Source organism: Pseudomonas sp., assembly GCF_035554175.1.
Taxonomy (GTDB): Bacteria; Pseudomonadota; Gammaproteobacteria; order Pseudomonadales; family Pseudomonadaceae; genus Aquipseudomonas.
The window spans coordinates 25,578-51,049 of sequence record NZ_DATMIV010000010.1; the positions used below are offsets into that span (position 1 = coordinate 25,578).

At 58.4% G+C, this 25,472-nt stretch carries 31 protein-coding genes and 1 pseudogene; 17 read left to right on the forward strand and 15 right to left on the reverse strand.

Features of this window, described 5'->3' with window-relative positions; translation table 11 throughout:
- Window positions 1-116: 116 nt before the first annotated feature.
- Window positions 117-452 carry a hypothetical protein gene (locus VNV36_RS03620; protein ID WP_325716320.1) on the reverse strand — a complete coding sequence of 112 codons (336 nt, stop codon included), beginning with the start codon at window positions 450-452 and terminating at the stop codon, window positions 117-119.
- A 183-nt stretch (window positions 453-635) separates the two neighbouring features.
- Here VNV36_RS03620 and VNV36_RS03625 point away from each other — a divergent pair, with 183 nt between their 5' ends.
- The gene (locus VNV36_RS03625; protein WP_325716322.1) at window positions 636-875 is read left to right on the forward strand and encodes a hypothetical protein; all 240 of its coding nucleotides are present in this window, start codon (window positions 636-638) and stop codon (window positions 873-875) included.
- Between the two features lie 64 nt (window positions 876-939).
- Here VNV36_RS03625 and VNV36_RS03630 read toward each other — a convergent pair whose 3' ends face one another.
- Entirely contained in the window at window positions 940-1,137 is a 198-nt protein-coding gene (locus VNV36_RS03630; RefSeq protein WP_325716324.1) for a DUF2188 domain-containing protein, read from the reverse strand.
- Window positions 1,138-1,353: 216 nt separating this feature from the next.
- Between VNV36_RS03630 and VNV36_RS03635 the strand changes: the two genes are divergently transcribed.
- On the forward strand, window positions 1,354-1,716 hold the full coding sequence (locus VNV36_RS03635; protein ID WP_325716326.1) for an NUDIX hydrolase: 363 nt from the start codon (window positions 1,354-1,356) through the stop codon (window positions 1,714-1,716).
- 58 nt (window positions 1,717-1,774) lie between these two features.
- On the opposite strand, the gene VNV36_RS03640 is transcribed toward VNV36_RS03635, so the two are convergent.
- Together VNV36_RS03640 and VNV36_RS03645 are read right to left on the reverse strand one after the other, a co-directional pair.
- Window positions 1,775-2,674, reverse strand: coding sequence for a polysaccharide deacetylase family protein (locus tag VNV36_RS03640; protein ID WP_325716328.1), 900 nt, complete (start codon window positions 2,672-2,674; stop codon window positions 1,775-1,777).
- Window positions 2,675-2,807: 133 nt separating this feature from the next.
- A complete protein-coding gene (locus VNV36_RS03645) occupies window positions 2,808-3,755 on the reverse strand; it encodes an ABC transporter substrate-binding protein (protein ID WP_325716807.1) in 948 nt (315 codons plus the stop codon).
- 155 nt (window positions 3,756-3,910) lie between these two features.
- On the opposite strand from VNV36_RS03645, the gene VNV36_RS03650 reads away from it, so the two are divergent.
- From VNV36_RS03650 to VNV36_RS03660, 3 genes are all read left to right on the forward strand, one after another.
- Window positions 3,911-4,591: an SOS response-associated peptidase gene (locus VNV36_RS03650; RefSeq protein WP_325716330.1), complete on the forward strand. Its 681-nt coding sequence runs from the start codon at window positions 3,911-3,913 to the stop codon at window positions 4,589-4,591.
- Between the two features lie 261 nt (window positions 4,592-4,852).
- The gene (locus VNV36_RS03655; RefSeq protein ID WP_325716332.1) at window positions 4,853-5,125 is read left to right on the forward strand and encodes a hypothetical protein; all 273 of its coding nucleotides are present in this window, start codon (window positions 4,853-4,855) and stop codon (window positions 5,123-5,125) included.
- A 113-nt stretch (window positions 5,126-5,238) separates the two neighbouring features.
- A complete protein-coding gene (locus VNV36_RS03660) occupies window positions 5,239-5,625 on the forward strand; it encodes a DUF2784 domain-containing protein (RefSeq protein WP_325716334.1) in 387 nt (128 codons plus the stop codon).
- Here VNV36_RS03660 and VNV36_RS03665 read toward each other — a convergent pair.
- Window positions 5,622-6,149 carry a DUF3087 domain-containing protein gene (locus tag VNV36_RS03665; protein ID WP_325716335.1) on the reverse strand — a complete coding sequence of 176 codons (528 nt, stop codon included), beginning with the start codon at window positions 6,147-6,149 and terminating at the stop codon, window positions 5,622-5,624. The two genes, VNV36_RS03660 and VNV36_RS03665, sit on opposite strands and share 4 nt — an antisense overlap.
- A 223-nt stretch (window positions 6,150-6,372) precedes the next feature.
- On the opposite strand from VNV36_RS03665, the gene ppnN reads away from it, so the two are divergent.
- The gene (gene ppnN, locus VNV36_RS03670; RefSeq protein ID WP_325716336.1) at window positions 6,373-7,746 is read left to right on the forward strand and encodes a nucleotide 5'-monophosphate nucleosidase PpnN; all 1,374 of its coding nucleotides are present in this window, start codon (window positions 6,373-6,375) and stop codon (window positions 7,744-7,746) included.
- A gap of 197 nt (window positions 7,747-7,943) precedes the next feature.
- Here ppnN and VNV36_RS03675 read toward each other — a convergent pair whose 3' ends face one another.
- Both VNV36_RS03675 and relB read right to left on the reverse strand, forming a co-directional pair.
- Window positions 7,944-9,347, reverse strand: coding sequence for an FAD/NAD(P)-binding protein (locus VNV36_RS03675; protein ID WP_325716338.1), 1,404 nt, complete (start codon window positions 9,345-9,347; stop codon window positions 7,944-7,946).
- Window positions 9,348-9,911: a type II toxin-antitoxin system RelB family anti-toxin gene (relB, locus tag VNV36_RS03680; RefSeq protein ID WP_325716340.1), complete on the reverse strand. Its 564-nt coding sequence runs from the start codon at window positions 9,909-9,911 to the stop codon at window positions 9,348-9,350.
- Window positions 9,912-9,996: 85 nt separating this feature from the next.
- Between relB and VNV36_RS03685 the strand changes: the two genes are divergently transcribed.
- The gene (locus VNV36_RS03685; RefSeq protein WP_325716342.1) at window positions 9,997-10,935 is read left to right on the forward strand and encodes a DMT family transporter; all 939 of its coding nucleotides are present in this window, start codon (window positions 9,997-9,999) and stop codon (window positions 10,933-10,935) included.
- Between the two features lie 101 nt (window positions 10,936-11,036).
- Here VNV36_RS03685 and VNV36_RS03690 read toward each other — a convergent pair whose 3' ends face one another.
- Window positions 11,037-11,396, reverse strand: coding sequence for a hypothetical protein (locus VNV36_RS03690; RefSeq protein ID WP_325716344.1), 360 nt, complete (start codon window positions 11,394-11,396; stop codon window positions 11,037-11,039).
- Window positions 11,397-11,730: 334 nt separating this feature from the next.
- On the opposite strand from VNV36_RS03690, the gene VNV36_RS03695 reads away from it, so the two are divergent.
- The 6 genes from VNV36_RS03695 to VNV36_RS03720 are packed head-to-tail and all read left to right on the forward strand — an operon-like array spanning window position 11,731 to window position 17,788.
- A complete protein-coding gene (locus tag VNV36_RS03695; protein WP_325716346.1) occupies window positions 11,731-14,649 on the forward strand; it encodes a monovalent cation/H+ antiporter subunit A in 2,919 nt (972 codons plus the stop codon).
- Window positions 14,649-14,993 (forward strand): Na+/H+ antiporter subunit C, encoded by a 345-nt coding sequence (locus VNV36_RS03700; RefSeq protein ID WP_016775082.1) that lies wholly within the window; start codon window positions 14,649-14,651, stop codon window positions 14,991-14,993. The genes VNV36_RS03695 and VNV36_RS03700 overlap by 1 nt, the downstream gene beginning before the upstream one ends.
- A complete protein-coding gene (locus tag VNV36_RS03705; RefSeq protein ID WP_325716349.1) occupies window positions 14,990-16,669 on the forward strand; it encodes a monovalent cation/H+ antiporter subunit D in 1,680 nt (559 codons plus the stop codon). The genes VNV36_RS03700 and VNV36_RS03705 overlap by 4 nt, the downstream gene beginning before the upstream one ends.
- Window positions 16,666-17,154, forward strand: a complete 489-nt coding sequence (locus tag VNV36_RS03710; protein ID WP_325716351.1) for a Na+/H+ antiporter subunit E — start codon at window positions 16,666-16,668, stop codon at window positions 17,152-17,154. Before VNV36_RS03705 ends, VNV36_RS03710 begins: the two co-directional genes overlap by 4 nt.
- The gene (locus VNV36_RS03715) at window positions 17,151-17,429 is read left to right on the forward strand and encodes a K+/H+ antiporter subunit F (RefSeq protein ID WP_325716353.1); all 279 of its coding nucleotides are present in this window, start codon (window positions 17,151-17,153) and stop codon (window positions 17,427-17,429) included. Before VNV36_RS03710 ends, VNV36_RS03715 begins: the two co-directional genes overlap by 4 nt.
- Entirely contained in the window at window positions 17,426-17,788 is a 363-nt protein-coding gene (locus VNV36_RS03720; RefSeq protein ID WP_325716355.1) for a Na+/H+ antiporter subunit G, read from the forward strand. The genes VNV36_RS03715 and VNV36_RS03720 overlap by 4 nt, the downstream gene beginning before the upstream one ends.
- Window positions 17,789-17,884: 96 nt before the next feature.
- On the opposite strand, the gene VNV36_RS03725 is transcribed toward VNV36_RS03720, so the two are convergent.
- From VNV36_RS03725 to VNV36_RS03740, 4 genes are all read right to left on the reverse strand, one after another.
- Window positions 17,885-18,325, reverse strand: coding sequence for a DUF3995 domain-containing protein (locus VNV36_RS03725; RefSeq protein ID WP_325716357.1), 441 nt, complete (start codon window positions 18,323-18,325; stop codon window positions 17,885-17,887).
- Window positions 18,326-18,415: 90 nt separating this feature from the next.
- Complete coding sequence (locus VNV36_RS03730) at window positions 18,416-19,432, reverse strand: ABC transporter substrate-binding protein (RefSeq protein ID WP_325716359.1); 1,017 nt, start codon at window positions 19,430-19,432, stop codon at window positions 18,416-18,418.
- Window positions 19,433-19,557: 125 nt separating this feature from the next.
- On the reverse strand, window positions 19,558-19,755 hold the full coding sequence (locus VNV36_RS03735; RefSeq protein ID WP_325716361.1) for a hypothetical protein: 198 nt from the start codon (window positions 19,753-19,755) through the stop codon (window positions 19,558-19,560).
- Window positions 19,752-20,201: a hypothetical protein gene (locus tag VNV36_RS03740; RefSeq protein WP_325716363.1), complete on the reverse strand. Its 450-nt coding sequence runs from the start codon at window positions 20,199-20,201 to the stop codon at window positions 19,752-19,754. Before VNV36_RS03740 ends, VNV36_RS03735 begins: the two co-directional genes overlap by 4 nt.
- A 479-nt stretch (window positions 20,202-20,680) precedes the next feature.
- On the opposite strand from VNV36_RS03740, the gene VNV36_RS03745 reads away from it, so the two are divergent.
- Both VNV36_RS03745 and VNV36_RS03750 read left to right on the forward strand, forming a co-directional pair.
- Window positions 20,681-20,896, forward strand: a complete 216-nt coding sequence (locus VNV36_RS03745) for a hypothetical protein (RefSeq protein WP_325716808.1) — start codon at window positions 20,681-20,683, stop codon at window positions 20,894-20,896.
- Window positions 20,897-20,939: 43 nt separating this feature from the next.
- Window positions 20,940-21,179 carry a DUF2789 family protein gene (locus tag VNV36_RS03750; RefSeq protein ID WP_325716365.1) on the forward strand — a complete coding sequence of 80 codons (240 nt, stop codon included), beginning with the start codon at window positions 20,940-20,942 and terminating at the stop codon, window positions 21,177-21,179.
- Between the two features lie 6 nt (window positions 21,180-21,185).
- Here the strand turns inward: VNV36_RS03750 and VNV36_RS03755 are convergent, their stop codons facing one another.
- From VNV36_RS03755 to VNV36_RS03765, 3 genes are all read right to left on the reverse strand, one after another.
- Window positions 21,186-21,389 carry a hypothetical protein gene (locus VNV36_RS03755; RefSeq protein WP_325716367.1) on the reverse strand — a complete coding sequence of 68 codons (204 nt, stop codon included), beginning with the start codon at window positions 21,387-21,389 and terminating at the stop codon, window positions 21,186-21,188.
- 109 nt (window positions 21,390-21,498) lie between these two features.
- Window positions 21,499-23,169 (reverse strand): methyl-accepting chemotaxis protein, encoded by a 1,671-nt coding sequence (locus tag VNV36_RS03760; protein WP_414705492.1) that lies wholly within the window; start codon window positions 23,167-23,169, stop codon window positions 21,499-21,501.
- Between the two features lie 159 nt (window positions 23,170-23,328).
- On the reverse strand, window positions 23,329-23,733 hold the full coding sequence (locus tag VNV36_RS03765; protein WP_016775095.1) for a TraR/DksA family transcriptional regulator: 405 nt from the start codon (window positions 23,731-23,733) through the stop codon (window positions 23,329-23,331).
- A gap of 400 nt (window positions 23,734-24,133) precedes the next feature.
- Here VNV36_RS03765 and VNV36_RS03770 point away from each other — a divergent pair.
- Together VNV36_RS03770 and VNV36_RS03775 are read left to right on the forward strand one after the other, a co-directional pair.
- Window positions 24,134-24,259: pseudogene (locus VNV36_RS03770) on the forward strand (MurR/RpiR family transcriptional regulator); the annotation flags it as partial.
- A gap of 85 nt (window positions 24,260-24,344) precedes the next feature.
- Window positions 24,345-25,448: a DNA alkylation repair protein gene (locus VNV36_RS03775; protein ID WP_325716372.1), complete on the forward strand. Its 1,104-nt coding sequence runs from the start codon at window positions 24,345-24,347 to the stop codon at window positions 25,446-25,448.
- The last annotated feature ends 24 nt before the right edge of the window (window positions 25,449-25,472 follow it).

Below are 25,472 nucleotides of genomic sequence, written 5' to 3' on the forward strand. Positions count from 1 at the left end.
TAAGAAGATTGTTTCGTGACGTTTCGCCTGCGTAGCCAGCCGTGCAATTTGTCATTCGTAGCCAGGTAACAGGCAAACAATCCCAGTATCAGCGAAAACACAAATGCCCAGAGTGGTTACAGGCAGTCACGCACCGATTGGCGCAGCGACCCGGACTTCGCCCATGGTGGCCCCTGATACAACGACACTTTGCTGCCGTCCTTGTATTTGACGATATCGAGGATTTCGTCCGCGGTAATGATGCTCGGCGCGGTGATCCGATAGCCGTTGGAAATCGACGTCTGCGAAGTCTTGGCGACGTCCTTCTGCCACAACGGTAACAAACACGCAGCATATTCCCTGGGTGGCTTGTCACTGGTCTTGCTGAGGTTAGGTTCGCCCGGCACCAGCGACGCCGGTAACGAGCACCCGGTCAACAGAGCCAGTGCCAGACTGCCGATCCATATGCGCATGTTGTTTACCTGTTCGAAAAAAAGCGAATGTAACGTTTAACCGCCTGTACATCCATCGTGGCACCCCGCCGTTATGGGCGATTGGACAATTTTTTACATCCGTTCAGCCGGGTGTCAGATGACTTGCTCCCATTCGAGAAAATGCGACTACTCTTTTTTACCGAGAATGTTCTGGAGGTGATCATGCGGCTCAATGAATACGAACACGAACTTCAACGGGATTTGCAAAGTGTCGCGTCGGACCTGAGATGGTCAGCAGTCGACCTCAAGCGCATTGCCGAACAGCTGCGAAAATCAGGCAATGAGGCGGACGCTCAGACCGTGCTGCGCTCATGCGAAATTCTGCAGAACGACGAGGAAAGATTGCAAAGCTATGCCAAGGAGGTAAAAGCCCGGACCATCAGCCGAACCAAAATCCACTGATACTGACTTGCCTGCCCCCAACAAGAAGCCCCGGCCGAAACCGGGGCTCTTTCATTACGGCGAATCAATCGGCGTTTGGGCTTTGCGCCCGCTTGATGCGTTTTCTGTAGCCGGGAAGCGCCGCCGCATAAGCCATCGCTTCTTCCCTGCTGGCAAAGGACGCCAATCGGTCACCCTGGGTGCAGACCCGCCATGGGCCGTTGTTCACGCTGAGCACGTCGTAACCGTTCATGTGCAGCTTGTTCAGCATTGGAATGCTCATGAGCACCTCCTGTTTGCCAAAGGTCTATCGATTTACGCGCTCACCTTACACCCGGTGCGCCCCCTGATGACGACCGGATATCGCAGCCGCTAGCGGTCAAAACTCTGGCACTTAATGCCATCCCCTACTCTTTACTGCGATGGAACCTTTGAATCCGGTGGCGGCTCGAATATTGCAGTTTAATTGCAGTTTTATGACAGCTACAACAAGGCCCCTATGAAAGTACGCGCTACCGTCATTTGCGAGCAGGATCGGCATGTCCTTCTGGTACGCAAATCCCGCCACCACTGGTCGTTGCCGGGCGGCAAGGTCGAGCCTGGGGAAACCCGCGCGGCTGCAGCCGTGCGCGAATTGCAGGAAGAAACCGGGCTGGATGCCAACGAAGTCCTGTACTTGATGGATTTACAAGCCGGCAGCACGCGGCATCATGTTTACGAGGCATCGGTGCTCAACATCGATGACGTACGTCCGCAGAATGAAATCGTCGATTGCATCTGGTATCCGCTGGATGCCGTGCAAAATCTCGATACCAACGACGCGACACGGCGCATCGTCCAGGCCTTTCAACGGCGCTTGTAAAGGTCAGCCGAAAGGCTCGACGTCCAGCGCGCATTTTCTGTGCACAATTTCCCAGTTCTCAATGCGCGTCGTGATCCCAGATCCAGTTCCACAAGCCGGGCAGATTCACCGGTTCCGCACTTTGCTGAACGGTACGCGCAAGCGCGGCTTTTTCCAGCGCGGCCTGATCGTCATAAAACGGCTTGGCCGCTAGCTTGACCCCGGTAGCGGCCGCGCTATCGAGCAGGATCTGCAAATACTCGCGGGTGTGCCGCGCGGTGTAGCGATTGAGATCATGGAACGTCACCACCACCGGGATGACGCCATCCACCGTCGGCAATTGGCCGTAGGCAATGCGTTCACGCACTTCGGACAACTGACGCAGCATATTCGCGCGACGTCGTGGGCTGGCATTGAATCCCCAGATCTTGCCGTCGTTGGCGCTTACGTCAGTGAGTAAAACCTTCAGCCCGTGCTTCTGATAAGCCGCGAATGTGCGTTTGTCATAATTCCAGAACGGCGGGCGCAGCAGTTTTGGCGCAGCGCCGGTAATGGCGGCGATGTCCGCGCTGCCATCGCTCAGTGACTGCTCCAGTTCCTGCGGATCGAGCAAGCGATGGTTGGTGTGCCAGTGCGTGGCGGTGTGAAACGCAAGAATATGCCCCTGCGCGTGTTCACGCTGCATGAGGCTTCGACCAATCTCGCTGTCGCCGGCTCGGGGTGCTCGGGTCTGCACGAAAAACACCGCTTTGATGTTCGCTTGCACCGGATTGGTTTGGAGGCTGTTGAGTACGGTCGCCGTTGGATTCCACAATCCTGAAGCGCTCGGGCCATCATCGAACGTCAGCAGAAACCGCACGGGTGCCCGGTCTTGAAGACGGGTTCGGGTTTGCGCGGTCATTTCGATCGGCGCGGCGATACAACCGGCCAGACCGACCGCAATAAACGCAGCACACAGAAGCTTGCATCCGGATTTCATGTTTTGCCCTGAGCCCGGCCACCGCCGTCGTGTTATCGAATGGCAAAACTCCCTCGCCTTCCTCCGTCCCTGCGCCGCGCTTCGCGAGCGCAGGTTGGATAAGGTACACAGGGTTTGGTTCCGGCGCAGGACTTCAGTGCGTCAGGACCTGTTGAAATGAGGTGTCGATGAGACCTGCCGTGGCCAGCGGTGCGGCAAGTGCTTTGACCTTGAACAGGAAGTCCGCGGTGCTTTGCAGGTCTGCTGCCGCCTGTTGATCCACGGGCCCGACGGTCATGTGCGCCTGACGCAACCAATGCCGCGAGACCTGCTGGTCGAGGTTGGCCTTTTTCGCCCACAGGTCAGCGTACTCATCGGTGTGGTTATCGACCCAGGCTCGCGCCTGCTTTAAACGTGCGAGGAAATCGGCAAGCGCCTCGCGCTTATTGTCGATTGCGGGTGTCGAAGCAGCAATCGCGCTGAGCCCGGGCATGAGATTTTTCGCCGTCAGAATTGGCCGAGCGCCGGAGAACACGATCTGTTGCGAAATATACGGCTCCCATACCGGAAAAGCGTCGATGCTGCCCTGTGGCAGCGCGGCGGCCGCGTCGATTGGCATCAACTTGACGAGGTCGACGTAATTTTCCGGCAAGCCGCTCTTCTCCAGCGCGCGCAAAGTCAATTGTTGGCTCCAGGCACCCGGCCAGTACGCGACTTTTTTGCCTTTGAGGTCGGCGATGGTTTTCACGGGTGAAGCCTTGGGTACGAGCAAGGCAATAGTGTCCGGATTTTGCCGCGACACGCCGATCAGTTTTACTGGCGCGTTTTTGGCAGCCAGAAACAGGAAACCTGAGTCGCCGAGAAAGCCAAGATCCAGCGAGCCGGTTTGCAACGCTTCGGCAAGCGGGGCAGCCGCCTGAAAATGCTTCCAGTCAACCGTATAGGGCGCATCTTTTAAAACCCCGGACGCTTCGATTGATGCACGGACGTTGTAGTAGTTCTGATCGCCTACGTGCAGGACCAATGGCTCGGCAGCATAGGCAAATGGCGAAGTTAACAAAGCGGTAGTGAGAGCGCGGCGTAGGAAACGAAACAGCATCATGGCGAGACCTGCAAATGACATTTGCATAGACCATAACGCTCTTGATTTTTATTTTTAAATTCTATTTTTGCATAACCTAATCACTGCAGATCGCGCCCTACCGGACAATCGACCAGATGCAACTAAACTGAAATTTCCCTGAGGAGATTCAGCCCATGTGCGGAAGACTCACGCAGTATCGCGGGATTCACGACTTTGTCGCGGTGTTGAGCATCCCCGATGCGTTGATCAATCATGTCGGCGAGGCGCCGCTGGAACGCTATAACGCCGCGCCGACCACGGAGCTGGCGGTGCTCCATCAGCACGAACAATCCCTCCATGCTGACAATCTGCGCTGGGGCTGGCGCCCGCACTGGGCGAAGGACCGCGCTGCTCCGATCAACGCTCGGGTAGAGAAAGTCGCCAACGGCGCGTTCTTTCGCTCAATCTGGCGTCAGCGCTTGATCGTCCCCGTCGATAACTGGTTTGAATGGGTCGATGTCGGGGAAAAAATCCGACAGCCCTGGTTGATTCGTCGCGCAGACCGCAATCCGGTTTTCTGCGCTGCCATCGGACAACTTCCGATGCTGGGAGCCGTACAGCGGGAGGATGTCGGATTCGTCATCATCACCGCCGACAGCATGGGCGGCATGCTCGATATCCATGACCGCCGTCCCGTAGTGTTCGATGCAGAACGGACTCTGGAATGGCTCGATCCGGCTACACCGCCGGAGCGCGCCGAACAAATGCTGCTTTTCGAAGGTGCGCCAAGCGATGCGTTCGAATGGTACAAGGTCGGCAAAGCGGTGGGTAATACGCGCAACCAAGGCGCGCATCTGATAGAAAAACTGGCCTGAATAATTCGCCCACGCTTCGTTATACAGGCATGACCTTCCCGAATCCCACGCGTTACAGAAAGTGTTTCAATCGCGCACAGCCTCTATAAAACAGTCGCTTGAGCGATCTAACCGCCTGTCTGACATTTCGACTGTCATACATACTTTTTTGCGCGCTGCGGATAGCATGCCCGCCGCCTTTCCGATTGGTATACCAATTGAGCAAAGGGCCAAAAAAAATCAGCAATCCATCAACAATTTTCAAGCCTTGCAGAGAAATAAGTGAGCGACGATTTTGCAATCAAACAGGTCAACGGCCTGAAGTGTATCCATCTGTCCAAGACAGAACGCCTGGAACTCGACTGTTTTATCGGCCATTACATCAAGACCCGAAACCTGCACAGTGTTGCCGACATCGAACGCACCCTGCGCAGCACTCTCGAAACGTATCCCGGTCATCCGCCGGTGATGGTCAATGAACTCAATGCGTGGATCGATCGAACGTTGGGGTATCGAGCAACCTACCCGGACTTCACGCAGCTCGAAGAGCTCTAAGATACGAAGAGCCCCGCTTATGTGGAGCTGTTCGTATGCGTCCGACTGCACCCGCGCATTTCGGCGCACCAGGCGTACCATGGCACTGTTCATTTCTACGTCAGGAAGACACCATGCTGTACCGAATCGCAGCTGACGGGCTGCTGCTGTTTCATTTGGGTTTTATCTTGTTCGTGCTGTTCGGCGGGCTGCTGGTGCTGCGCTGGCCGCGACTGATGTGGCTGCATTTGCCCGCAGCCGCGTGGGGCGTGGCGGTCGAGGTCTTGCACCTGACCTGCCCGCTGACTTACTGGGAAAATCTGCTGCGTCACGCGGCCGGGCAGACTGAATACGCCGGCGGCTTCATCGAACACTACATCTGGCCGATCATCTACCCGGCAGGATTGACCCCGCAGATTCAGCTGGCGCTCGGCAGTGTCGTGCTGGCGGTCAACCTGCTGGTGTACGCACGACTGCTGCGCTTGTGGAAACTGCGCCGCGCCAGGCACATTCCGTTTTAACGCGAGGCCGCTTTCAACGTCTCCAGCCACTGCGGATCGAAGCGTGGCTGGTGAGGATCAAGGTTCAGCGCCTGCATACGCGCCTTGTGCTGTTCGACCTCATCACGCAATTGCCGATGATCGCTGGAGTTGCCGTCCAGCTCATGCATCTGCAGCAAGCCGAGATGATAAAAACGCAGTACCTTCATCGCCGTCGGATCGTTGTTTTGCACCGCGGCTGTCACCTGATGCATCACATTGGTGATGCTCATCAGACTGCGCTTGAGACGCCAGCTGTACACAGCCGGGGCCATCCAGGTCTGATGCCAGAAGCGCCCGCGCAACAGCCCCGCCGTCAGCAGAAATGCCACGAATACGCCGCCGACATTGAATCGCAGATTATCCCCGTCGGGGTCGCCGAACACTGCCACGGCGACGGACGAAAACAGCATGGCCAGTAGCAGAAACAGCACGGCGATGATCATCGTGCTGCGGCGGGTCTGTTGACGAAAGGTAGCGGGGTCCATCGGCTGGATCTCGAACATCAAAAATGACTTCCCTGAGAGACAAAAGGCGCAACGGAAAAAACTCGCCGGCGCATTATCGCATCGCGCCGGGTTTTAGCTATGCTGGGGTCCCTCTTCATTTTTTCAGCGTCCAACGGGGACATGGCGGTATAGCGCAGATCGTGCCATCTTCATTCATGGATACACACTATTCGGATGGCCTCCGCTGCGTTGCGGATGCCATCGTTTTAAGGATCACTGCATGACCCAACGACACGTAATCAATGCCTCGGTCAGCCCGAAAGGCAGTCTGGAAACCCTTTCTCAACGTGAAGTGCAACAACTGAGCGAAGCCGGATCCGGCAGCACCTACACCCTCTTCCGCCAGTGCGCCCTGGCCATTCTCAATACCGGCGCCCATGTCGACAACGCCAAGACCATCCTCGAAGCCTACAAGGACTTCGAAATCCGTATTCACCAACAGGATCGCGGCGTGCGTCTGGAGCTGCTGAACGCTCCCGCCGACGCGTTCGTCGATGGCGAGATGATCGCCAGCACCCGGGAAATGCTGTTCAGCGCCCTGCGCGACATCGTCTACACCGAAAACGAACTCGACAGCCAACGCATCGACCTGAGCAATTCCCAGGGCATCAGCGACTACGTGTTCCACCTGCTGCGCAACGCGCGAACCTTGCGTCCGGGCGTCGAACCGAAAATCGTGGTGTGCTGGGGCGGTCACTCGATCAATACCGAAGAATACAAATACACCAAGAAAGTCGGCCACGAACTGGGCCTGCGCAGCCTCGACATCTGCACCGGTTGCGGCCCCGGCGTGATGAAAGGCCCGATGAAAGGCGCAACCATCGCCCATGCCAAACAACGTATTCACGGCGGCCGCTACCTCGGTTTGACCGAGCCGGGCATCATCGCTGCCGAAGCACCGAACCCGATCGTCAACGAGCTGGTGATCCTGCCGGACATCGAAAAACGTCTGGAAGCCTTCGTCCGTGTCGGCCACGGCATCATTATCTTCCCGGGTGGCGCCGGTACTGCGGAAGAATTCCTGTATCTGCTCGGCATTCTGATGCACCCGGACAATAAAGGTCTGCCGTTCCCGGTAATCCTCACCGGGCCGAAACATGCCGCGCCGTATCTGGAACAGCTCGATGCGTTCGTCGTCGCTACCCTGGGCGAAGCAGCGAAACAGCACTACGAGATCATCATCGACGACCCCGCCGAGGTGGCGCGGCAGATGACTCAGGGCCTGAAAGAGGTGAAGCAGTTCCGTCGCGAGCGTAATGACGCGTTCCACTTCAACTGGCTGTTGAAAATCGATGAAGGCTTCCAGCGACCGTTCGATCCGACCCACGAAAACATGGCCAACCTCAAGCTGCATCGCGACCAGCCGCCGCACCAACTGGCAGCCAATCTGCGCCGTGCGTTTTCGGGGATTGTCGCCGGCAACGTCAAGGACAAGGGCATTCGCCTGATCGAAGAACACGGGCCGTACCAGATCCGTGGCGATGCGGCGATCATGCAGCCGCTCGACGCGCTGCTCAAAGCCTTTGTCGCCCAGCACCGGATGAAACTGCCGGGCGGCGCGGCGTATGTGCCGTGCTACCAGGTGGTGGCGTAACTCTTCCGGCCAGCACCTGACAAATGCAGGAGTGAGCCTGCTCGCGATCGCGGTGCCACAGCCGACATATGATTTGAATGTCGGCCTGCTATCGCGAGCAGGCTCACTCCTACAGGGTCTGCGGTGTGGCACAAATCGTGTTCACAACCTCAATCCCCTGTGGGAGCGAGCCTGCTCGCGAAGCCCGATAGAACACATCAATCCCTCAGACCATTCACCAACCGCACAGCCAACGCTTTAGCCTGCGCGGCCACATCCGTCACCGCCGTACTCTCCCACCACATCCCGCGCAAAGGCGGGCCCATGGCAAACAACCGGGAATTCGCCCGCCCTTCGGCATCCATCACCGCTCCGTCGACGGCTGCGATGCCCAACGCCAGTGGCCCCGGCTGCACCAACCCTCGCGCGAGCAATTGCTGCGGCAACGGTCGCGCGACTCGTCGCCAGTCGTATTCGATACCGCTGGAGTTGATCAGCGCCGCACCGCTCACCACGCACGTTTCAGTCTCGCCACGGGGACGAATGCGAATGCTCACAGCGTCGCCGGTGCCGGGTTCAAGCCCCTTGAATGACGCCGCATGAATCCGCAGGCGCCCTTGGTTGTATAGCCGCTCGATCAACTCGGCGCTCAGCGGCGGTGAACGATGATGATGACTTTCCCACCACGGCCGCACATGCCGTACGAATTGTCGACGCTGCACGTCAGTCGCCTGACTCCATAACCGGGCAATATGCGCACGCACCGTATCCAGCGGCGCTTGCCAGTCGACACCGTGTGCGATGGCGTCGCGACACTGCCGGCGCAATTCGCGCAGCAACTGACGTGGCGTGCGAAGGCGGTGATCCTCTGCCAGAAAATCCGCCCAGGCCGGTGGTTGTCGGCGCACCTGCGGCAGCAAGCCATGCCGGGAAAACACCTTGATCGGCCCGCGATGCCCGGCCTGTTCCAGCGATACCACGGCATCGACCATGGTCAGGCCGGAGCCGATGATCAACACGGTCGCTTGTGGATCGAGCTCGCGCATGGCCGCGACATCCCACGGGTCGAGCGCGGCGGCGTTGAGGCCGCTGGATTGGGTTTGCGGCGTGCGAGCGGCGGGGAACATGCCCGTGGCCAAAACTGCCTGGGATCCACGCAAGAGGTGGCCATCGTTCAAGGTGAGCTGCACTGAACCAGAATCGATTTGCAGGTCGACGACCTCAGTACAGATATGTTCAACGGTCGAACCTTGCTGCGCGCCCGTTGCCCTTGCCTCGGCAAGACGCTGTTGCACATAGACACCGAACAAGCCACGAGGCGGGAACAACTCGCTAATAGGGACATCCTGCTCAGCGGACTCCGGCCAGCCGCCAGCGGTAATATGCTCGGTCAACCATTGCGTCAAATCATCAGGGTTGTCCGGATCGACACTCATCCGCGCCGCGTTGCCGTTCAGCGTATGGCCCAACTCCACCGCACTATAAGCTTCGCCTCGACCCAGTTCTTTACGCGGTTCAATAATCAGAATCTTGCGCTGCCCGGGCAGACGCAACAACTGCACCGCCAGCATCGTGCCGCTGAGTCCACCGCCGATGATCAGTATGTCTGCGTGGTGCTCCATTCAAATCACCACGTTGCGCACAAAGCGCGCTGCTACATCGCCATCGTTGCGATAGGAATGCGGCTGATTACTGGCGAACATGAAGAACTCTCCCTTATTGATGTGCTGCGGCTGATCGCCCAGCATCAGCGTCAGACAACCTTCGAATACGTAGAGCTGCTCGCTCCAGCCATCGGCATCCGGTTGCGACGGGTAGACCTCGCCGGGTTGCAGGCACCATTCCCATTGCTCGACTGCGCGGGTAGCGGTGGCTTTGGACAACAAGACAGCCTTGCTGCCGGGAATCGCGCCTGCCCAGGCGACTTCATTGATCCGGCTTGGGTCGCGAGCGTCAGGCGCTTGAATCAGATCGCTGAACGCAACATTGAGGGCTTCGGCGACGCGGTCGAGCGTAGTCAGGCTGACATTCTTTTCCCCCGCCTCGATCGCCACCAGCATGCGGCGACTCACTCCGGACTTTTCCGCCAATGCGGTCTGGCTCATGTCCGCAGCGTGGCGCAGGCGTCGGACGTTCTGGCTGACGTGTTGCAGGACAGAAGCTCGCTGGGTCGAATCTTTGTGCACTATATTGCTCACTCGGTGGGGTTGGGCAGTATACTGCGCAACGTTGGCGGCATTGTGCGGCCTCTCTTTTACAGTACGCAAGGTCATGATGTCGCCGAACAACCCTCCTACCCGAATCCGCTTCTCCCGACTCAGCAAAGCCGAGTGCGTGCTGGTACTGATCACCATGATCTGGGGCGGCACGTTTCTGCTGGTGCAGCACGCCATGACGGTGAGCGGCCCGATGTTTTTCGTTGGCCTGCGCTTCGCGGCAGCCGCAGCCATTGTGGCGCTGTTTTCCTGGCGTCATCTGCGGGAGCTGACCTTGTTCGAGGTCAAGGCCGGCTCGTTCATCGGCGTGGCGATCATGCTCGGCTACGGACTACAGACCGTTGGGTTGCAAAGCATTCCGAGCAGTCAGTCGGCGTTTATTACCGCGTTATACGTGCCGTTCGTGCCGCTGCTGCAATGGCTGGTGCTGGGCCGGCGTCCAGGGTTGATGCCGAGCATCGGGATCATGCTGGCGTTTACCGGGTTGATGCTGTTGTCAGGCCCTTCGGGTGCCGCGTTGAATTTCAGCTCCGGTGAAATTGCCACGCTGATCAGCGCCGTCGCCATCGCTGCCGAAATCATTCTGATCAGCACATTCGCCGGTCAGGTCGATGTGCGGCGCGTGACCGTGGTGCAACTGGCGGTGACAGCGGTGCTGTCGTTTCTCCTGGTGGTTCCGACCGGGGAAGCAATTCCGGTTTTTTCCTGGTTGTTGCTGGTGTCTGCTTTGGGTCTGGGCGCAGCGAGTGCAGCGATCCAGGTGGCGATGAACTGGGCGCAGAAGAGTGTTTCGCCGACGCGCGCAACGCTGATCTACGCCGGTGAGCCGGTGTGGGCCGGGATTGTCGGACGGATTGCCGGAGAGCGCTTGCCAGCGATTGCGCTGGTCGGGGCGGGGCTGATTGTTGTGGCGGTGATTGTCAGTGAGTTGAAGACCAAGAGTATAGTTATGCAATCCGATGTGGATCAGGGCCAGGAAGCTGAAGGTCAGTAGGGACTAAAAGTGCACGCCCTGCACACAACAAGCCTCTGTACAAACTGCCAGGACGGTTCACTCACGACTCACAGTGAGGTACCGACCTGGCTATACCACTATCAATCCTTCACGTCATACGTGCTCTTTTGAGAGGGGAAGTCATTGCCTCCTTGCGTTAACACGTAGGACGCATCTGCCCAATCAGTATTGTCAAAGTGGAACGCTTGAACTTTAAATTCCAAAGGCTTGCCCAGATGCAACTCACTGAGCTGCAGACGAGAGGACCAAAACGATCCTTTCGTATCGGAATAAACGTCCAGTGTGTCGCCGGCTCTTGCCTGATCAATAGGGGGAACCACAAACGTAGCGCCGTTCTTGATTTTGTCCCTGTAGATAACACTCCCGACTGCTTCAGAAAACATGGGCGCCTCTAACTGATCCTTCTTCGGTGTATGTTTCCCTTCCGTTTGAATAAGCATCTTTCAACTCTCCTTGTACTGGTATGGCCCACGCCAATGCGGCTGGCCGTTCAATGCACCTCGGTGCAGATCAAGTAGAGCCCCGTTGCAAAAGGTCGTCTACTGTCAGAAATTACAGGTAGAACGCTTTTCCCGACAAACGGTCGCCTATCAAGCGTGGCCTTTCAGTGAAATTTCATCCTTCCGAGGGCGTCCGGCGACTGTCGGGCCTAGCGGAAGCAATGCTGAACACAAAATTGCAGACTACTTTGTAGGATTCTGAGACATCCTCGCATTTGGTGATCGGGGAGCTGGCACGTATGATGCTTCACAAACTTCCGCAGATTAGAAGCCTATGTCCCTGATAGTTCTACTGCTTCTGCCGTTCATTGGCAGCTGTCTGGCAGCGGTGCTGCCGCACAATGCCCGTAATGCCGAATCCCTGCTGGCGGGACTGGTCGCTTTGATCGGCACCGTCCAGGTCGCGATGCTGTACCCGCAGATCGCCCACGGCGGCGTGATCCGCGAAGAGATCATGTGGTTGCCCAGCCTCGGGCTGAACTTCATTCTGCGCATGGACGGCTTCGCCTGGCTGTTCTCGATACTCGTCCTTGGCATCGGCACCCTTGTCTCCTTATATGCCCGCTATTACATGTCGCCGGACGATCCGGTGCCGCGCTTCTTCGCGTTTTTTCTGGCGTTCATGGGCGCGATGCTCGGGCTGGTGATCTCCGGCAACCTGATTCAAATCGTATTTTTCTGGGAGCTGACCAGCCTGTTCTCGTTCCTGCTGATCGGTTACTGGCACCACCGTGCCGACGCCCGGCGCGGCGCCTACATGGCGCTGATGGTTACGGGGGCCGGCGGCTTATGCCTGCTGGCGGGGGTCATGATTCTCGGCCATGTCGTCGGCAGCTATGACCTCGACAAGGTCCTGGCCGCCGGCGATCTGATTCGCGCACATGCCCTCTACCCTGTGCTCCTGCCCCTCATTCTGATTGGTGCGCTGAGCAAAAGCGCGCAATTCCCGTTTCACTTCTGGCTACCCCACGCGATGGCGGCGCCGACGCCCGTTTCCGCGTATCTGCACTCGGCAACCATGGTCAAGGCCGGGGTTTTTCTCCTCGCACGTCTGTGGCCTTCGCTGGCCGGCAGTGAAGAATGGTTCTACATCGTGAGTGGAGCTGGCGCCTGTACGTTGTTGCTCGGCGCATATTGCGCGATGTTCCAGAACGACCTCAAAGGACTGTTGGCGTACTCGACCATCAGCCATCTCGGGCTGATTACGCTGCTGTTGGGCCTTAACAGTTCACTGGCCGCCGTCGCCGCGGTGTTCCACATTCTCAATCACGCAACGTTCAAGGCCTCGCTGTTCATGGCCGCCGGCATCATCGACCACGAAAGCGGTACTCGTGATATCCGCAAGCTCAGCGGCTTGATCAAGCTCATTCCCTACACGGCGACATTGGCCATGGTCGCCAGCGCTTCGATGGCCGGCGTGCCGTTGCTCAACGGTTTCCTGTCGAAGGAGATGTTTTTCGCCGAAACCGTATTCATCAACGCCACGGCGTGGGTCGAAACCAGTCTGCCGATCGTGGCAACCATCGCCGGCATGTTCAGCGTCGCCTATTCCCTGCGCTTCACCGTCGATGTGTTTTTCGGGCCAACCGCCACTGACCTGCCCCACACCCCACACGAACCGCCGCGCTGGATGCGTGCCCCGGTCGAGCTGCTGGTCTTTACCTGCCTGCTGGTGGGGATTTTCCCGGCGCAGATCGTCGGGCCATTGCTCGCTGCAGCGGCGCTACCTGTCGTTGGCGGCGAGCTGCCGGAATACAGTCTGGCAATCTGGCATGGCCTGAACGCGCCGATGATCATGAGCCTGATTGCCATGTCCGGCGGCATTGTCCTGTATCTGCTGCTGCGCAAGCAATTCAAGCTCGGCCGCTTCAAATACCCGCCGCTGGTGGGACGTTTCAATGGCAAGCGTCTGTTCGAGCGCAGTCTGGTGGTAATGATGCGTATCGCGCGGCGCGTCGAGCGACGCCTGGGCACCAAGCGTTTGCAGATGCAGCTGTTCCTGATGGTCTCGGCTGCGGTGCTTGCCGGGCTGATCCCGATGCTGCACAGCAGCCTGAGCTGGGGCGACCGGCCGAAAATCCCCGGTTCGATTGTCTTTGTGACCCTGTGGTTGCTGGCGATTGCCTGTGCCCTCGGCGCCGCGTGGCAGGCCAAATACCACCGTCTCGCCGCCCTGACCATGGTCAGCGTCTGTGGCCTGATGACCTGTGTGACCTTTGTCTGGTTCTCCGCACCCGATCTGGCGCTGACGCAACTGGCGGTCGAAGTGGTGACCACCGTGCTGATCCTGCTGGGCCTGCGCTGGTTGCCGCGACGGATCGAAGAAGTCTCGCCACTGCCAAGCAGCCTGCGCAAGGCGCGTATTCGGCGTCTGCGCGACTTGCTGCTGTCGATAGCGGTCGGCGCCGGCATGGCCCTGCTGTCCTACGCCATGCTCACCCGACAGACGCCGAACCACATTTCCTCGTTTTACCTCAGTCGCGCCCTGCCCGAGGGTGGTGGCAGCAACGTGGTCAACGTGATGCTGGTGGATTTCCGTGGCTTTGACACCCTCGGCGAAATTACCGTGCTGGTCGCGGTGGCACTGACCGTGTTCGCGCTGCTGCGCCGATTCCGCCCGCCGAAAGAAAGCCTGCAATTGCCCGCACAGCAGCGCCTGCTCGCGCCGGACGTGGTCACTGATCTGGTCAACCCCCGTTCAGCCAGCGATACCGCGCTCGGCTTCATGATGGTGCCGGCAGTGCTGGTGCGCCTGTTGCTGCCGATCGCGCTGGTGGTGTCCTTCTATCTGTTCATGCGCGGGCACAATCAACCGGGCGGCGGCTTTGTCGCCGGCCTGGTGATGTCGGTGGCGTTCATCCTGCAATACATGGTTGCCGGCACACAGTGGGTCGAGGCGCAGATGAGCCTGCGACCGCTGCGCTGGATGGGCACCGGACTGTTATTCGCCACTGCCACCGGGCTGGGAGCGATGGTGGTTGGTTATCCATTCCTGACCACCCACACCTGGCATATCAACGTGCCGCTGCTGGGCGATATTCATATCGCCAGCGCGCTGTTCTTCGACATCGGCGTGTACGCCGTGGTGGTGGGTTCGACGCTGTTGATCCTCACCGCCCTCGCCCACCAATCGGTGCGCGGCCACAAGACGGCATCGCTGCCCAAAGCCGTCGCCAGCAAAGGAGCCGTCTGATGGAAGAAGTCATCGCAATCGCCATCGGCATTCTTGCCGCGTCCGGAGTCTGGCTGATCCTGCGGCCGCGAACCTTTCAGGTGGTCATGGGCCTGTGCCTGTTGTCCTATGCAGTCAACCTGTTCATTTTCAGCATGGGCAGTCTGTTCATCGGCAAGGAGCCGGTGATCAAGGACGGCGTGACCCAGGATCTGCTGCACTACACCGACCCGCTGCCTCAGGCACTGGTGCTGACGGCGATCGTCATCAGCTTCGCCATGACCGCCTTGTTTCTCGTCGTATTGCTCGCCTCGCGCGGCTTGACCGGCACCGACCACGTCGACGGCCGGGAGCCTAAAGAATGATGGCAATGACTCACCTGATCGCCGCACCGATCCTGCTGCCGCTGTTGACTGCCGCGATCATGCTGATGCTGGGCGAAAAGCACCGCCCGCTGAAGGCGAAAATCAACCTGTTTTCCAGCCTGCTCGGCCTGTTCATTTCGGTGATGCTCCTGCAATGGACGCAGACCACCGGCGTTCCAGGCTCCATCGGCGTATACCTGCCGGGGAACTGGCAGGCCCCCTTCGGTATCGTACTGGTAGTCGATCGTCTGTCGGCACTGATGCTGGTGTTGACCGGCATCATCGGCGTCAGCGCCCTGCTGTTTGCCATGGCGCGCTGGGACGGCGCCGGCTCGAGCTTCCACGCGCTGTTCCAGATCCAGCTGATGGGTTTGTACGGCGCCTTTCTGACGGCAGATCTGTTCAACCTGTTCGTGTTCTTCGAAGTGTTGCTCGCCGCGTCTTACGGCTTATTGCTCCACGGCTCCGGCCGGGCGCGCGTGTCCTCGGGGCTGCATTACATTTCGATCAACCTGCTGGCCTCGTCGCTGTTTCTGATCGGCGCCGCACTGATCTACGGGGTCACCGGCACGTTGAACATGGCTGATCTGGCGATGAAGATCCCGCTGGTGTCGGAAGCCGATCGTGGTCTGCTGCACGCTGGTGCCGGCATTCTCGCGGTAGCGTTTCTGGCCAAGGCCGGCATGTGGCCGCTGAATTTCTGGCTCGTACCGGCCTACTCTTCGGCTAGCGCGCCGGTCGCGGCGATGTTTGCGATCATGACCAAGGTCGGCGTCTACACCCTGCTGCGCCTTTGGACTCTGCTGTTTTCCGGACAGGCCGGCGCTTCGGCATTCTTCGGCGGCGACTGGCTGATTTACGGCGGAATGGCGACCATGGCCTGCGCGGGGCTGGCGATCCTCGCCGCACAACGCCTGGAACGCATGGCCAGTCTGAGCATTCTGGTGTCGGCGGGCATCCTGCTCTCGGCGATCGGCTTCGCCCAGCCCAACCTGATCGGCGCCGCGCTGTTCTATCTGGTCAGCTCGACCCTGGCGCTGAGTGCGCTGTTCCTGCTGGCCGAACTGATCGAGCGTTCACGTTCGGCCAATGAGATTCCACTTGAAGACGAAAGCGAACTGCTGCCACGCCCGCAGGAATCGCTGCAACCGCCCAAGGGCATCAACCTTGATGACGAGCAGAAAGCCGTTGTCGGTCAGGTCATCCCTTGGACCATGGCGTTTCTCGGCTTGAGCTTTATTGCCTGCGCGCTGCTGATCATTGGCATGCCGCCGCTCTCCGGGTTTATCGGCAAGCTCAGCCTGATCGGCGCCCTGCTCAACCCAATGGGGCTCGGTGCCGAAGCGCCGCTGTCCGTTGGCGCGTGGGGATTGCTGGCACTGCTGATCCTTACCGGGCTGGCGTCACTCATGGCGTTCTCGCGCCTTGGTATTCAGCGTTTCTGGACACCGGAGGAGCGGCCGTCACCGCTACTGCGCAAACTGGAATGCGCGCCGATTTTCCTCCTGCTCGGGTTGAGCATCGTCCTGACCTTCAAGGCTGAACCGCTGCTGCGCTACACCCAGGCCACCGCCGATGCGCTGAACAATCCGCAGCAATACGTTCTGGCCGTCCTCGGTACTCGGGCAGTTCCGAGCCCGCAGGCCAGAGCCGACATGCTGGAGGTGCAGCCATGACGCGTCTGTTCCCCGCTCCATGGTTATCGCTGGCACTCGGGATGTTGTGGCTGACCCTGAACCTGTCGGTCAGCCCGGGCAACCTGCTGCTCGGCGCTGCGCTGGGTTTTGCCGCGCCCTTGATGATGCGCAAGCTGCGGCCTAAACGTGCGCACATTCGCAACCCGATGGTCGTCCTGCGCCTGTTCTTCCTGGTCGGCCGTGACGTGATCATATCCAACCTGATCGTCGCCTGGGGCGTACTCAATGTCGCTCGCCGTTCACCGCGCTCGTGTTTTATCAAGGTACCGCTGGACCTGCGAGACGCCCATGGTCTGGCGGCACTGGCGATGATCTGCACCGTGGTGCCCGGTACGGTCTGGTCTGAGTTGGCATTGGACCGCAGCGTACTGTTGCTGCATGTCTGGGATCTGCATGACGAAGCGCAGTTCATCGAGCACTTCAAGAGCACCTATGAGCGGCCGTTGATGGAGATTTTTGAATGAGCCCATTGCTGTCGAATGCGATTGTGCTGACGCTGTTCCTGTACTGCGTGGCGATGGCGCTGACTCTGGTGCGCCTGTTCAAGGGCCCGTCGGCGCAGGATCGGGTATTGGCGCTGGATTATCTGTATATCGTCGCCATGTTGATGATGCTGACGCTGGGCATTCGTTATGCCAGTGACACCTATTTCGAGGCAGCGCTGTTGATCGCACTGTTCGGCTTCGTCGGCTCGTTTGCCCTGGCGAAATTCCTCCTGCGTGGCGAGGTGATCGAATGAATGCCGAACTGTCCCTGTGGATCGAGATTCCAGTGGCGATTCTGCTGGTCCTCAGCGGCGTGTTTACGCTGCTGGGCGCAACCGGACTGCTGCGCATGAAGGATTATTTCCAGCGCATGCACCCGCCGGCGCTGGCCTCAACGATCGGAGCGTGGTGCGTAGCGCTGGCGTCGATCATCTGCTTTTCGGCGCTGAAGTCCGGGCCGGTGGTGCATGCCTGGCTGATTCCGGTTCTGCTGGCGATCACCGTGCCGGTGACCACCCTGCTGCTGGCGCGAGCAGCGTTGTTCCGCAAGCGCATGGCTGGGGATGATGTGCCGGCTGAGGTCAGCAGTCGTCGGACTGAGAGCGGTAGGTAGTCATTTCAAAGATCGCAACGTTCGGCAGTTGCCACAGGGCAATCACATTCCCAATGTAGGAGCTGCCGAAGGCTGCGATCCCTTGTTTCTGCTTTTCTAGACCCAAGCCACCGCCAACAGCCCCGCTCCTAAAAGCGCGCACAGCGGCGAATACACCCATGTATCCAGCCGCGCGAAGCGCGAATCCTTCACTTCCTTGAAAAAACCCACCAGGTTCGAATCACCGATCGCCCGGGCAAACATCAATAACGCAATGGCGCTGATGACCCACTGCAGTGCCTTATGTTGCACCGCCGGCAACCCCCAGCCGACGCGCATGCAAACCAGCGCCGCAATCACCAGCAGCGCACCCCCCACTGTTAAAGTCAGCCAGCCTGAAGGATTGAATGCCGGCCGCACGCTGACCACAAAGCCCGAAACCGGCACTTGCGGCACCACTGCCGCCGCCGCCCATTGCCCACCCAACGCCCAATACATATGCATCAGACCGATTGCCGCGAAGATCGTCACCAGCCATTGAGCCACCACAAAGGTCATGGTTGAAATCCTTGAAAGGGATTTGAACAAACCATCGTAGCCGGATTTTTTGCGCGTGCACGACCGGTCGGCGGTATGGTGTTTTCCCGGTTATTTCAGATCAGCCATGACCTTGTCAGCCACATCCTTGGGCAACCATGTCTGCCACACATCCGGATGCGCTTTCATGAACGCCACCGCCGCCTCACGAGGAGCGGTATGTTTATCACTCATGTCCGCCAGCGCCTTGTTCAACGGTTCGATCGGAAAGTCGACCTTGCTGAAGAACTCGGCAATTTGCGGGTGCTGTTTCTGGAACGGCGTGGACACGCCGATCGATAGCCTGGACGCCAGCGAGCGTGTCGGTTTTGGATTGGGGTTATCGGCGTCGGTCAGGGTCTTCCACGCCTCGGCGTCGAATGGCGGCTCTTGCAACTGCACCAGTTTGAATTTGCCAAGCAGCGGCGTCGGCGACCAGTAATAGAACAAAACCGGTTTGCCGCGACGAATCGAAGAACTGATCTCGGCATCCAGCGCGGCACCCGACCCGCTGCGGAAGTTGGTGTAATCGTCCTGCAAGCCGTACGCCGTCAGTTTCTGCTTGTTGACCACTTCCGATGTCCAGCCGATCGGGCTGTTGAGGAAACGCCCCTTGCCTGGACTTTCCGGGTCCTTGAACACGTCTTTGTATTTCTTCAGATCAGTGACACTGTGCAAGTCCGGCGCCAGAGGTTTGATGCCTTTGGCCGGGTCGCCCTTGATTACATATTCCGGCACCCACCAGCCTTCGGTGGCGCCTTTCACGGTATCTCCCAGGCCGACGACCTTGCCTTCCGCTTCAGCCTTGACCCAGACCGGACTGCGCCCGGCCCACTCCTCGCCAATCACCTGAATGTCATTGTTGGCCAGCGCGGTCTCCAGCGTGATGGTGGTGCCCGGCAAGGTATCGGTCGGCAAACCGTAGCCTTTCTCGACGATCACCCGCAGCACTTCGGTAATCAGGCTGCCGCTTTCCCAGTTCAGGTCGGCAAAGTGTATCGGCGCTTGTGCAGCCTGTACCGGTTGCGCTGATGTCAGCAAACCGAACGTGGCCACGCTGGCGGCCAGTAACCGTCGAAATCCGTTCATGCATTGCACCTCGTGCTGTTCACAGCAATGGCAGTTGGCCTGAGAGAAACGCAAGCCTCTGAATGACTCAGTCAACTGACTTTAGCCGAGGTTCCTCCTTTTTCCGGGGTTGGCTGCGCACGAGGCTACGTTTCAGAATTTTCCTGCAGGATTTGCAGCTCACGTCTGACCATGCTGGCGTATTCCGCAGGACGCAACGCATAGATCTGCGACGCCACCCATCCCAGCCAGGCCCGTTGCAGTTGCGCTTTGCGGGCAAACAGTCGCTGCGCCTCTTCACGCGCGCAAGCGAGGTGCTGCGAATGGAAATCCGCGCGACTCACTCGCTGGCCTTGAAGGTCACCAGTTCGCCCTTGCGCCATTTCGCGGCTTTGCCGGTAACGGCTTTCAAGGTTTTGGTCAGACCGTCCTGTAACTGTTCATTGGCGGCGAAAACAGTGACGACGCTATGACCTTCCTTGAACAGGATCGCGTGACCGTCGGAGGTACTGACGAAGGCGTAGTCGCCCAGCCCGTACACCGTAAGTTTGATGTCGCGAAAACGAATGTCCATCTTGCCGCCTTCGCGGCTGGGCAGAACCGACGCGATGAAGTGGTCGCCGACCTTGAGCTTGAGCCCCGGTTTGTCGTCGACCACCAATGCACTTTCGGTGTCGATTTCGGCGACGTAGATGCCTTCAGCGTTTTGCTCGGTGATGTAAACAAAACGTGATTGGAATTGCTTGACCAGCTTTGCACGCAAATCACCCAGCACGAACAAAGCATGCATATCGAGATTACTGACTGCCAAAGAAACATCCCCACATGTGGAAAACCATGCACCGAAAACCGCGCACGGCAAAAAAACGGCCTGGCCGATGAAAACTGCAAATCACTCAGAAACCCGAAGAGAGCAAAGCGCTTGTGAATCGCGAGGTTCGTAGACTACTGGATTGTCATTGGTGAAACCTGCTCTGAAATCGCCAAACCTTGAAGGAAAAAGCCTCAGGTGGGACTAGAGCAAATCTGACTACGAACTTTAGGGAAATTTCTCACGAAAAAAAGCATTTTTCCGACATATCGCTGGCGAAAAATTGCTTTAGATAAGCCCGGTCGTCAACAGGTACTGGCGATTCTAGAGCAGCGATGCTTACTACGACTACCCGCAACGGCCGCCAAATCCCGGCCGACTGATGAAAAGGACTTCATATGTGCACTTTGACTCATTTTGCCACGTCGGCTGACGCGCGAATCAATCCACCTCTGAAGATGCAGGTTACCGGATTCGATAACCTGCCGACATCTTCCAACAATCATCGAACTGCGCATTTTCAAGTGGTGCCCGCTGGCATCGCCTTCTTTCACATCAAAGAGATATCCACCGGGCGCGTAAGAGGTTTCCGCGGCGACCACAACGAAGCGTGCGCCCTTGCCCGCTCACTTGAATCAAAAATCGAACTCCACGCCGCGGGCTGCCTCAGATAAGAAGAACGAACAAGCCATACCGGCGCCCACCAAGGAGTAGATGATGGAATTGCCAACCGAGCTTAACTTGACCACCCTTTTCGAACAGCTGGGCTTGCCCTCCGATGAGGCATCGATCAACGATTTTGTCGAAGCACACCCACTGGACCCGGACACCAAACTCATTGAGGCGGATTTCTGGACGCCTCAACAGGCGCAGTTGCTCAAAGAGTGGCTGCGAGCGGACGGTGAGGAAGCTCCCATTGTCGATGAGCTGAACGTGCGCTTGCATCGCGGCAAATAAGGGTAATCAGTGCAGGCTGTCGCCGGGCTCGATGTTCAGTTGCTCGAGCCAGGCAGCCTTGCATTCCTCGGCCTCATCACGGCTGGCGAAAGCCGTACCGCGCCGCTCCCCGTTGAGCAAAACCACCCAACACACGCTTCGACCCGCTGCGCGCAAACCAGCCGGCACGCCACTGCCGATCATCACCGCAACATCCACCCTGCACTGCATACGCCCCCCGGAATGATTAGCTACCTAACTAAGTCGTCAGGTTATAGCTTTCTTCGGCGCGAAAACAGCAACGGCCGTGCACAGATTCATTGCGTCAACGGTAACAATCTCAGTGTGGATTTTCCGGCTTGTAGCCCAGACGCAAACCGCCCCAGTGCCGGCCCTTGATCATGATCGGCACCGACAGATCATGCATCAGTTCGCCGGTGTCGCGCGTGTAGGTCTGCAACAGCACAGGCTGCTGATGGCTGCCACAGCGAATGCCGGTGCGGTCGGTAAATTTACGCTTGGTGCGGTTGCTCAGCGTGTCGACCTGCACATCCCCGGTCAACGGCTGACTGAATGCCTGATTATGCGTCGGCACATAACCCTGCTGCGTACAGGCAATCGCAAACACCAGGCCCTCGTGGCGCAAGAGCAAAGGCTCTTGAATTGCCGGCAACACCTGATCGGTGTAGCGATCGAAGCGGGTCTGATATTTGGCCGGTTCGGTTCCGGGAATCGGCTGGTAGGTGCGGTCGAACAGGTCCTCGATACTGACCCGTCCTTGCTCGACATCCGCCTCAAAGCGCGCTGCAATCTGGCGTGCACCTTCTCGGGCCAGGTCATAAATGCGCTGGTGATAGTCGTCCAGGCCCACCTCGGCCAGACGCTCGCTGATGGTTTCCGCCTGTCCTTCCATCTGCACTGCCGCATCGGCGAGGCGGCGGGTCTGTTGGTCGCTGATTGCCAGATCGCTGCGCATTTGCTCGATGGCAGCAAACAATGCGTCAAGCTGCTCACGATTGGTTTGCGCACCACGGGCAATTTCGCCGACCTGGGTTTCCACCCCTGCCGCCAGTCGGGCGATGTTCTCCAGATGCTGGCCCGTCTGCTCGACTTGCTCGACACCGGTGTGCAAGTCATTCGACAACTCGCGAATCTGCGCCACTACTTGCGCAGTACGTTGCTGAATGTCAGCGACCATCTCACCCACCTCGCTCGTTGCCGCCGCCGTGCGCGCCGCCAATCCGCGCACCTCATCGGCTACCACGGCAAATCCGCGACCATGCTCACCGGCCCGAGCCGCTTCAATGGCGGCGTTCAAGGCCAGCAGATTGGTCTGACTGGCGATCGACTGAATCACCAACGTCACTCGCTGAATGTCATCACTGCGCACGCTCAGGGCTTCGATCAATTCACGACTGGCGTTGGCGCGCTGACTGAGTTGACGCATACGGGAAATGGAGTCGAGCAATTCGCTACGCCCCGCCGCGCTGCTGTGGTGCGCTTCGCTCGCTGCGTCGAGTGCATCGCGGCTGAGCTGCGAGGTAGCCTCTTCGGTGGCGATCATCACCTCGGCGTTGCTGACGATCTGCGCCGCAGCGTCGAGTTGCGATTGAACCTTGCTCGCCAGCGCCTTGACCGAGAAGGCCACGCCGGCGGCCGACAAGGCGTTGTGGCTAGTGGTGAAGGAAAGATCACGGGTCAGGGCGGACAGCGTGCTGGCGGTGTCGACCGGGGCAGCATCGGGGACCGTGCGCGAACGCAGGCGCGGCAGCCAGACAATCAGCACCGCCAAGGGCATGCCGATGTACAGCGACCCTTCAGTCATCGCCATGCCGGCCAGCAACAGCAGCAAGGCGATACTCTGCAAAGTCGGTGCGATCCAGCGGTTTTTCGGCAAAAGCACTGGTGCAGGCAGCGCCGCAACCAGAGATCCATCTCTCGTCATCTTCATCACCCCGCTTGTTCTCATTGTTGTGACTGCATTAAACGCCACTACAACGCCATTATCCATGGTCCGTTAGTCGTGGGGTCTGTGGCAGCTCAATGGAATGGCGATGAATATCGCAGACAAGCAAAAACAAAGATCGCAGCCTTTGGCAACTCCCGTGTAGGAGCTGCCGAAGGCTGCGATCTTTTCGAGGCGCCCCTGTTGAAGGATCACCCCACAGAATCAGGCCTGGCGCTGGTGCTTGTCGATCTGCTCGTGACGCTCTTGAGCTTCGATGCAGTATTTGGTGGTCGGACTGATCAGCAGACGCTTCAGGCCAATCGCCTCGCCGCTGTCGTCGCACCAGCCAAAGCTGTCGTCCTTGATACGCTCAAGGGCTTGTTCCAGTTGCGGCAGCATACGCTGGTCGCGATCGATCGCATTGACCAGCCAGGTGCGCTCTTCTTCAACCGAAGCCGCGTCCGCCGGGTCGGCCGGAGTGTCCAGGCTTTCGATGGCGATACGGTTTTGCTCAATGCGCTCGTGGGTTTCGACTTTCATGTTCTGCAACAGCTCAGTGAAGAAAGCGTGTTGCTCTGCATTCATGTAGTCATCTGCCGGCATGGCCAGCAACTTGTCCTTTGTCATTGATATCTCTATAAAAAAACGTGCATTAAGGCGAATAAGGGAGCGTTTCGACGAACCGTGTCTGGCCGTCGAAAAGGCATCGTTTTATTGCAAACGCCACCCGGCACTCAATTTACGAGGGGCGGCAGTCTAAGGCCCGATCAAGACCTCAGCAACTGTAAATACAGGGAATTTGTCCGACAAGCCCAGGAAACTGCTCTGACACAAGGTTCACATGGCCATCGGAGTGCGTTTATAGCAAGAAATTCAGTCCAGCGGCTGTATATAGAAGACAAACGGCTAACCACGCCGCGCTCATACACAATTTATTTACCCCGCCCTGCATCGTTTCAGCAAAGCACAACCGCAAAAGCCGCCCTGATATCAGCCGCAAACCCGCAACCCTTGTGGCGAGGGAGCAAGCGCCCTCGCCTTTCGCTCAATGAGCGCGACGCTGTGTTTGTGTCAGGCACTGTTGGTGGCGGTGGCGTATCGGTTGGAGCGGAATATCGACGAGATCCACGAGCAGGCCGGATTCGACGACTGACAATTGCCTCAGGCTCGGCTAGGTTATGCCTTCCCGCCCGTTCCACCTGCACCGTCGCATTCACCAGCACACCGATGAATTGACCATGAGCACCACCGACACCGCCGCCCCGGCGTTAAAAGAAATCTTCAACGCTGAACGCCTGCAGCACATTGCCGATGAAATGAGCGCGGTGTATCCCGCGTTCAAAGGCACAGCATTTATCAAGCATGCCAACCAAGGGCTGGCCGAGTTGTCGGTGATGCAACGCATGGCCCGCGTCGCCGAAAGCCTACACGCCGTGCTGCCGCTGAATTACGAAGATTCCCTCGAGGTATTACGTGAACTCGCGCCAAGGCTGAACAGCGGATTCGTCAGCATGTGCCTGCCTCACTATGTCGCCAGCTACGGCGGGCACGCGTTCGAGACGTCCATGCAAGCCCTGAAGTACTTCACTACCTTCGGCTCCTCAGAATTCGCCATCCGCTACTTTTTGCGCACAAATCTGGAGCGCTCGCTGGAACTCATGTACGACTGGGCCCAAGACGAAAACCACCACGTCCGCCGCCTCGCCAGCGAAGGCAGCCGTCCTCGCCTGCCTTGGTCATTTCGCCTGGAAGCGGTGCAAGCTGATCCGCAACTGGCTGCCGGGATACTGGATCGGTTGAAGGCGGATGAGAGTTTGTACGTGCGCAAATCCGTGGCGAATCATTTGAATGATGTGACGAAGGTGCATCCGGAGTGGGTGTTGGACACGATTGAAGGGTGGTCGTTGGAGAACAAGCATACGGCCTGGATTGCGAAGCATGCGTTGCGCAGTTTGATCAAGCAGGGGGATTTGCGGGCGTTGACGGTGATTGGCGCGGGGGCAAAAGCTGAGGTTGAGTTACTTGATGTAAAAGTTGCGCCAGCGGTGGTCAGGTTGGGAGACGCGATTACTTTGTCGTTTACGGTGAAGTCGACGCTGGCACATGAGCAAAGGCTGGTGATTGATTATGCGATTGACTATTTAAAGGCCAACGGCAAGGTTTCACGGAAGGTGTTCAAGTTGAAGACATTGGAGTTGGCGGGGTTTGGGGTTGACGTCGTACGGCGCAATCAGGTCATTAAAGATTTCACAACGCGCAAGCATTTTGCTGGGCGGCATGCTGTGCAGGTGATGGTTAATGGAGAGGTGTTGGGTAGTGCGGCGTTTGAGATACTGATCTGAGAAGCGAGTTATTCATTGACTGAA